Source organism: Acidimicrobiales bacterium (assembly GCA_035533595.1).
GTDB lineage: Bacteria > Actinomycetota > Acidimicrobiia > Acidimicrobiales > Bog-793 > DATLTN01.
In genome coordinates this window covers 23411-30631 of the sequence record DATLTN010000011.1, presented here as the reverse complement: position 1 = coordinate 30631, position 7221 = coordinate 23411, and the positions used below count along the sequence as shown (strand labels likewise).

General features: G+C 67.3%; 7 protein-coding genes. 3 read left to right on the top strand and 4 right to left on the bottom strand.

Annotation, left to right across the window (positions count from 1 at the left end; all coding sequences use genetic code 11):
- The 3 genes from VNF07_02315 to VNF07_02305 form a co-directional block, all read right to left on the bottom strand.
- Positions 1-268, bottom strand: a 268-nt coding sequence (locus VNF07_02315) for a heme-binding protein (GenBank protein HVB05066.1), incomplete at its 3' end; no start/stop codon positions are given.
- Between the two features lie 27 nt (positions 269-295).
- The gene (locus VNF07_02310; GenBank protein ID HVB05065.1) at positions 296-1405 is read right to left on the bottom strand and encodes a Rid family hydrolase; all 1110 of its coding nucleotides are present in this window, start codon (positions 1403-1405) and stop codon (positions 296-298) included.
- 298 nt (positions 1406-1703) lie between these two features.
- The gene (locus VNF07_02305; protein ID HVB05064.1) at positions 1704-3026 is read right to left on the bottom strand and encodes a Rieske 2Fe-2S domain-containing protein; all 1323 of its coding nucleotides are present in this window, start codon (positions 3024-3026) and stop codon (positions 1704-1706) included.
- Positions 3027-3234: 208 nt separating this feature from the next.
- Here VNF07_02305 and VNF07_02300 point away from each other — a divergent pair, with 208 nt between their 5' ends.
- From VNF07_02300 to VNF07_02290, 3 genes are all read left to right on the top strand, one after another.
- Positions 3235-4002 (top strand): hypothetical protein, encoded by a 768-nt coding sequence (locus VNF07_02300; protein ID HVB05063.1) that lies wholly within the window; start codon positions 3235-3237, stop codon positions 4000-4002.
- Complete coding sequence (locus tag VNF07_02295) at positions 4002-4214, top strand: hypothetical protein (GenBank protein HVB05062.1); 213 nt, start codon at positions 4002-4004, stop codon at positions 4212-4214. Before VNF07_02300 ends, VNF07_02295 begins: the two co-directional genes overlap by 1 nt.
- A 156-nt stretch (positions 4215-4370) precedes the next feature.
- Entirely contained in the window at positions 4371-4946 is a 576-nt protein-coding gene (locus VNF07_02290) for a Chromate resistance protein ChrB (GenBank protein HVB05061.1), read from the top strand.
- 9 nt (positions 4947-4955) lie between these two features.
- On the opposite strand, the gene VNF07_02285 is transcribed toward VNF07_02290, so the two are convergent.
- Positions 4956-7115: a SpoIIE family protein phosphatase gene (locus tag VNF07_02285; GenBank protein HVB05060.1), complete on the bottom strand. Its 2160-nt coding sequence runs from the start codon at positions 7113-7115 to the stop codon at positions 4956-4958.
- Between the last annotated feature and the right edge of the window lie 106 nt (positions 7116-7221).

Genomic DNA, 7221 nt, shown 5'->3' with positions numbered 1-7221 from the left:
CGAGGCCCCAGTCGGCGAGGGTCTTCTCGGCCTTCTTGTCCTCGTCGCGAAAGACGATCGTGTCGCGGCGCATCGTCGCAGACGTGTAGGCCTTTCTGATCGCGTGCGTGAGGACGCGCGCCGCGCACTTCTCGGTACGGGCCCCAAAGACGAGGCCCGCGGCCTCGTCGGTGATCGCGAAGGCCATCTCGCGACCGTCCTTCGCGGCCTCCTCGAAGACGCGGCGTGCGGCCTCGTAGATGCGTTCGTTCGGGATGCGGTTGATCATCTCGCTCTCCTTGTGTGGTCCCCGCGGCTACGCGCTGATGCCGCGGGCGAGGATCTGGACCGAGCTCGAGCGACCCATGAGCCCGAGTGCCAGTGGTTGGAAGACGCCAGGGTCTGCACTGCCACCGATGAACGAGTGCCACGCCTCGGTGAAGACCGGGATCGACGCCCTGTTCTCGACGAGCCCGGTCACCTGGTAGAGGCAGTCCTTCTCGAGGTGCGCCTGCTCGAGGAGGCGGCCGAGGTTGGCGAAGCAGTTCGCCGTCCGGCTCTCGGTGTCCTTCGGAGACTCTCCCGTCGCGGGGTCGCGCGAGTCGATCCCCGACGAGGTGAAGACGCCGCCGGTGACGGCGCCCATCGGGATCGGGTCGTGGTGGCCGATGCCGGGGATCTCGAGGTTCTGGCGGGAGCCGCCGATCACCGCCTCGATCTGCATCTGCACCTTGGTGTCGGGGTACTGGATGGTCTTTCGCGAGGGGCGGGAGTGCTCGTCCGCGAACACGTCGCACCAGATGTCGACGTAGCGCTCGTGCAGCTCCCACATCCCGAGGAAGACCCAGACGTTGGAGATGTCGTCGAGGGTCCCCCCGGCGGCCTCGATGAAGGCCGTGAGGTTGTCGAAGTTCTGCTGGATCGCGGGCACGCCGTCGAGCCGCTCGTCACTATTCGGCACGTCGGTGACGATCACGGACGAGAACACGTGCCGCCCGACGCGCGCCCCCATCGGGAGGGGATCGCGGTGGCGGACGCCGTCGATCTCGACCGAGACGCGCTCGCCGCGTGCGCCGACCACCTCGAGCTCGACCACGACGCCCTCGTCGAGCGGAGCGTGCGTGGTCTTTCGCGCCGGACGGTTGCCGTCCTCGGGGAACAGCTCGAGCCAGCCCGGGTTGATGAGCGGCCGGTAGGAGGCGTCCGGCGTGAAGACCGCGATCCTCCCGATCTCGTCGGCGCTGAATCCGCAGCGCGGAGCCAACTCGGCGACGTTGCGAAAGGCCTGGAGGAACTGGGCGTCGGCTCCCTCTGCGAGCTTGCCGGTCTTCGGGTCGACACCATTCACACCGGTGAGGGTGAAGAGGTCGCCCTTGGCAGAATAGGCAACATTCGAGCCAAAGGCTGCGAGGTCGTCTCCGTCCATCGAGATCAGTCCTCCTACGTTTCCGAGGCGCGGTGCCCACCGTTCGTGGGCGGAGCATGCGCAGATTTGGGCAGCAATTACAACAACGGCTCATCGTTGTGACAGGGCTTTTGCCGCAAATGTAACGGTTGTTTGTCTAGCAGCCTAACATTTCAATGGTCGCGAGTCCAGTGAGCACTATTTCGATGCATTCTAGCGGCTCTTGATGGGCCGCCCGATCCCACTCCGAGCCCTTCCCGACAAGCCACGGTGACGTCTTTCATGTCCAGTATCGGGCTGCGGAATTTGCCTTAGGTCCCTACACCTCTGCTGAACGTCGCATTAATTCGCGAACTTCCTCGATCAGTGGACCATAACGGTCGGCTTCGTCACGCCAGTAACCCTTGTGGAACAACTGACGATTCGCGCCAATCCAGGGCTGGCTCACGTCGGAATTGGTCGCCGTGATGGGAGGGGAGAGGGTGATGAGGTCCCCGACCGCCTGCGGATCGCGAAACACGTTCATCGGGTCGAGGCCGGCCTCGACGCGCTGCAGCTGCTCCTCGAGGACGGAGCGGTAGCGGATGATGGCCTCGTCGGAGGCCGCGAGGGTCTCTCGGCGGCGATCGACGATGTCGCCTTGCGCAGACCATGCCATGAGGTCCTGGGCGAGAACGAAGTCGAGGACCGGCGCTCCCGAGTCGTCGAGGGTCGGGACCTCGTAGCACGGCACCGTCTCGGGCACGTCCAATGCGATCCCGTCCGGCGCCACGTAGATGTCGTACACGAGGTGATAGGTGTGCGTGTCGTCCATCGGCACGCGTATCTGAAGCTCGTAGCGGATTCCCCCACCCCCGACGCGCACCATGTGGGGAAAGACCATGTAGGAATGCCAGTGTTCCTTGTATTCGGGAGCTCCACGTTCGGGGGTGAACACCATTGCCTTTTGCACGCCGTGCTCGTCGACCTTCGAGATGACGTGGGAATAGCCTGCGGACTGCGAGATACTCGCAAACGCGCGATGCGTTTTCCGGTCCGGCGCTCGTTCGTCGAGGAGACCGTCGCGCTCCAGGAGATACTGGAAGAAATGGCCGTGGAGGTACACGCTGTGCGCAGGATCGGAGGCGTTCTCCTGACACTGCAGCCAGTTGCAGGGGATCACCGTGTAGCCGACCTGCCGCAGCGCGCCCGGCACGACGAGGATGTCCCAGGGCGGCAGGATCGGCTCCGGTCGCGGGCCGAGGTACGCGAAGAGCAGGCCGCCCATCTCCTGGACCGGGTACCCGCCGATCGACACGTGCTCGGCGAGCCGGCTGTGCGGTGATTCGAGCGGCGTCTCGGTGCAGGTTCCCGTCTCGTCGTAGCACCACCCGTGATAGGGGCAGCGCAATCCGTGCTCCTCGGGAATTCCGAACACCATTTGCACGCGCCGGTGCGCGCAACGATCTCCGACCAGCCCGATCGTCCCCGAGCGGTCTCGAAAACAGACGAGGTCCTCACCGAGGAGACGAACGGCCTGCACCGGGTTCTCGTCGAGCATCGCCACCGGCAGGAACGGCTGCCAGTAACGTCGCATCAAGTTGCCCATCGGCGTGCCCGGGCCGACGCGCGTCAGTCGCTCGTTCTGCTCCTTCGTCAACATCACGGGCCCCCCGGGAGACTCTGCCTAGGCCACTGCCGCGGGACTCGGCCCGAAGAACAAGCTAGGGCCGATGAACAGTGGTTACAATCGGCTCGTAACAGACACTACCTTTCGGGAGTGACCGTTGTCCTCTTCGCACAATCCCTGGGACAGCTCGTGCAGACCCGCCCGACAGGCATCCAAGAAGATCTAGAGAGAGGAGCCAGCCGTGACGTCGTCGATCATCCTTGCGCTCGCGGTCTTCGGTGCCTGCACCGTTGAGGCGGTCGAGGCGCTCACGCTTGTCGTCGCCGCGGGGAGCACCCGTGGCTGGCGCTCCGCGCTCGAAGGGGCCGGCACCGCGCTGCTGCTGCTTGCGGTGGTCACCGGAGCAGTCGGTGTGCCGCTCGTCCGCTACGTGCCGATCAACGGCCTACGCGTCGTGATCGGTGCGCTGCTGCTGATCCTCGGGCTGCAGTGGCTCCGCAAGTCGATCCTCCGCTCGAGCGGCCACAAGGCGATGCACGACGAGGACGTGATCTTCCAGAGCACCGTCGCCAAGCTCTCCGGAACCGCCACCGAGACCAAGGTGAAGCGCGACGCGGTGGCCTTCGTCGTCGCCTTCAAGGGCGTGCTCCTCGAGGGTACCGAGGTCGTGCTCATCGTCCTCAGCCTGGGGGTGAGCGGCCACCACCTCGGCCTGGCCGTCATCGCAGCGAGCGCCGCGGTCGTGCTGGTGACGATCGTCGGCTTCATGGTCACCCGACAGCTCTCGGAGGTGCCCGAGAACACCATGAAGATCGTCGTCGGCGTCATGCTCTCCAGCTTCGGCGTCTTCTGGGTCGGCGAGGGTGCGGGGATCCACTGGCCCGGCAGCGACCTCGCGATCCTCGTGCTCATCGCCTTCTTCTGGGCGATGACGATGGCCTCGATCGCCTCGATGAAGCGCTTCCCGATCCCCGCTCCTTCGGCCGCGCAGCCTGAGGTGGCCCACTGATGGCCAAGATCGGGTCGCTGCTCGCCGCCTTCGGGCGCTTCTGGTGGGACTTCCTCATCGGCGAGGTACCGTCGCTGTTCATCGGGGTGCTGGTGGTCGTCGGCCTCGCGCTCGCGCTCCGTCACGAACGGGTCGCCGCGGTGATCCTCATCCCCTTGCTGGCGGTGGCCTTCCTCGCCGCGAGCACCTACCACGGGCGGCAGCGGGTCTGACCTCGCGGCTCGTCACGCGGTCTCCTGAGATCGCGGTCATCGGCCCTGATTCACCGCCGCCACGGCCGTGCCGGACCGGAACTCTGGGCCGACTCCGACTCCCGGAGCCCCTCGGGGGCCCACCGGGATTTCCGTGGGACGACGTAGCTTGTACCCATGACCCCTGAAGGCGGCGCGGCCGGCAAGCGCAAGCCCGATCGATGGTTGCTGCTCGTGTACCGCATCCCGAGCGATCCGACCCGCCTGCGCGCCGGGGTCTGGCGAAAGATCAAGGGCCTCGGTGCCATCTACGTCCAGAACGCCGCGGCGGCACTGCCCGCGTCGCCGGCCGGAGAACGCGCGATGCGGGCGTTGCGGGCCGAGATCGAGGAGATGGGTGGAAACGCGCTGCTCTTCGAATCCACGGTGCTCGGAGATCAGAGTCAACTGATCGAGCTGTTCAACGCGGCACGCGACGACGAATACGAGGAGATCGCCGACCGCTGCGGTGACTTCCTTCAAGAAATCCACCACGAATACGAGGCGAATCACTTCACCTACGCCGAGCTCGAGGAGAACGACGTCGACCTCGTCAAGCTGAAGGGGTGGCTCGACAAGGTCCGCGGCCGTGACCTCCTCGGCGCGAAGGGGCTCGACGCCGCCGTCGAGGCACTGGCGGTCTGCGAAAAATCCCTCGAGGAGTACGCGGCGCGCGTCTACGCGGAGGAGGGCGAAGGGCAGAGCGGGCTGTAGTCCCAGCGCCTACGCCCCGGCCGGGCCGCTCTCCGGCGGTGGCTCGGCGACGGACCTCCGCACCGCGAGCACCGCGAGGTCGTCGCTGAGCTCGCCCGCGAAGTCGAGGACCGCGCGTTCGATGAGCTCGACCGCCGCGGTCGCGTGTCGACCCGCGGTCGCCCCCAACGCAGCCTCGAGGTGGTCCTCACCGAAGAACTCCTCGCCCGCGCGCGCCTCGGTCACTCCGTCGCTGTACAGGAGGAGCATGTCGCCCGCCGCGAGGACGACGGTGTCCGTTGCGCCCTTCCAGCTCGCGAACGCGCCGAGGAGCGGGCTCGTGATCCCGACGGCGGTGACGGCGCCGGCGGCGGTGAGGAGGAGCGGGTGGGGATGGCCGCCGAGGGCGACCTGCACCATGCCGGTGGAGGGATCGAGGGTGGCGTACACCGCGGTGCAGAGCTTGCCGGGGTGCTGGCGACGGATCGCCTCATTCAGCGTGGCGAGCACGTCCGCCGGGTTGCGACGGCGCATCGCCGCCGCCCGCAGGGTGTAGCGCGCCAACGCGGTCACCACCGCAGCCTCGCTGCCCTTGCCGCAGACGTCACCGAGCGTCAGCGCCCAGTGGCCGCCACCGAGTTCGAAGACGTCGTAGAAGTCCCCACCGACCTCGTAGCCGTCCCCGAAGGCCCGGAAGGCCGCCGCGAGCTCGATCCCGTCGATCTCGGGAAGGAGCGGCGGCAGGAGGCTCGTCTGCAGCGTCTTCGCGATGTGCGCGAGCCGTTCACGGTTCGCCGCGAGCTCCGCGGCGACCACCCGAGGGGCGGTGATGTCGCGCAGGTAGGCGTTGAAGAACGGCGGATCGGTGTCTTCGACTCGGGTGACGGAGAGCTCGACGGGGAACTCGGAGCCGTCGCGGCGCAGGGCGTCGACCTCGATCCGTCGGCCGAGTATCGGACCGTCTCCGGTCGCGAGCAGCCTGGCCAACCCCGAACGGTGCCGCTCGCGCATCTCCGCCGGGATCAGGAAGTCCGCGAGGTCCTGGCCGATCGCGTCGCTCCGCTCACATCCGAACGTGACCTCGGCCGCCTTGTTGAAGTCGGTGATCCGTCCCTGGCTGTCCATGCCGATGACGCAGTCGAGCGCCCCCTCCAGGATCGCCGCCTTGTGTGCTTCGCTCAGCGCGAGCGCAGCGCGCGAGGTGTCGAACTCCCGAGCACGCTCCTCGGAGATCGCGATGTCGCGGGCCACCGAACTCGCCACGGCACGGGCCTCGGAGGTCGCAACGTCCCGTGCCTCCGAACTGGCCGCCTCCCGCGCGTGCGAGGTCGCGACGTCTCGTGCCACCGAGCCGGCGACCCGCAGCGCGAGCTCCTCGGCGACGGCCACCTCTCGCTCAGAGATGTCGGATTGCAGTTCGAGCAGCCGGGAGAGCGTCACGATCTCTGAGCTCACGACGAGCTCGTCGAGGGTCGCTCGATCGATCGAGGGGCGCGGTACGCCCGACTGGCCGAACACCTCGTCCGCGACGTGGGGGAGGAGAGCGAGCTTGATGCTGAGCGCCACGGCGGCGAAGGCCTTCACCACGGCGAAGGGGATCGATGCCCTCGAGAACAGCACGACGACGAAGAGCGTCCCGTCGGGCAGCACCGTGCCCACGCCGAGAACGGAGCGCACGCCGTAAGGGATGACGACCTCGTCCTGTTCCGGCACGTGGTGACTTCCGACAGCCTGCGGAACGAAGAAGACCTCATAGGTCCGTTCCTCGAGCTCACGCAACATCGTCGGCTCGGGATCGACGAGCTGCTGCGGGTCGAGGCCGAGCTGCCCGACGAGTTCGGCGATCATCGGGGAGCGCCGCAGCTCCCGCGCGCTCGACAGCGAGATGACGTCGGGTGCGGTCCGTCGGCCACTCCACGACGGATCCTCCTCCGCGCTGGTGAGGAGCCTCAGCTGCACGCCGCGGGGGCCGGCGGCGGCGGTCTCCGAGCCGGGGGGCGGTCCAGCCGCGGCCGCTTCGCGCCGCCGCGTCGCGTAGCAGCGGACGACCGGCAGCAGCGATGCTTTGCTGTCCTTGTCGACGAAGTGCTCGCGCAGGCAGTCGGCGACCGCCGAAGCGACTGCCTCCATGCTCGCGGCGTCATCACCTGTCCTGCGGAGCTCCCGGGAGCAGCGCAAGAGATCGCTCATCGCAATTTTCTGGGGCACCGCCACGGCGACAGGTTACGTTCAACCCCCACTGCCGATAGCGGAGACCGCCGTGCGGTCAGCGTTTGAATGGAGACGGCATTGGGCA